Below are 582 nucleotides of genomic sequence, written 5' to 3' on the forward strand. Positions count from 1 at the left end.
CGCCGACCGCCTGAATGCGGCGCGCGCTTCGGGTGGCCGCGTGATCGCGGTTGGCACTACCAGTTTGAGACTACTCGAAAGCGCGACCGGGGAGGATGGGACCATCCGGCCCTTCGCTGGCGATACCTCAATCTTCATCACCCCCGGATACCGGTTCCGTGCCGTCGACGGGCTGATGACCAACTTCCACCTGCCGAAGTCGACACTGATGATGCTCGTCAGCGCCTTGATGGGGCGGGAGCGTGTGATGGCGGCCTATGAGCATGCCATTGCGCATCAGTATCGCTTCTATTGCTACGGCGATTCCTCGCTGTTGCTGCCCTAAGCCGAGTAGGTCGGAAAAAGGCTGTCGGTAGCGAGAAGACGATCCAACAGCGCGTCGTCGGCCGGGATGCGCCCGTCGAGCATCAGCATCGCGATCCCGTGGACGATCGCCCAGGCCTGTAGAGCGAGACTTTCAGCCCGCTCTGGGTGCGCGGCAAGGCTCTGTGAATATTGCGTCAGCAATGCGTGCGCGGGATCCTCTTCGTCCGAGTGATCGACCGGTTCGCCGCTTGTGAACATAAGACGGAAGAGGGCAGG

2 protein-coding genes are annotated in these 582 nt (G+C 62.0%); one reads left to right on the forward strand and one right to left on the reverse strand.

What is annotated here, in order from left to right; all coding sequences use genetic code 11:
* Window positions 1-325 (forward strand): S-adenosylmethionine:tRNA ribosyltransferase-isomerase (locus tag F2B26_RS16720; protein WP_159811219.1); only part of this gene is annotated, 325 nt, incomplete at its 5' end.
* Here the strand turns inward: F2B26_RS16720 and F2B26_RS16725 are convergent.
* Window positions 322-582 (reverse strand): TetR-like C-terminal domain-containing protein (locus F2B26_RS16725; protein ID WP_201292818.1); only part of this gene is annotated, 261 nt, incomplete at its 5' end. The two genes, F2B26_RS16720 and F2B26_RS16725, sit on opposite strands and share 4 nt — an antisense overlap.

It is taken from the genome of Cellulomonas citrea, assembly GCF_009829685.1.
Taxonomy (GTDB): Bacteria; Actinomycetota; Actinomycetes; order Actinomycetales; family Cellulomonadaceae; genus Cellulomonas; species Cellulomonas citrea.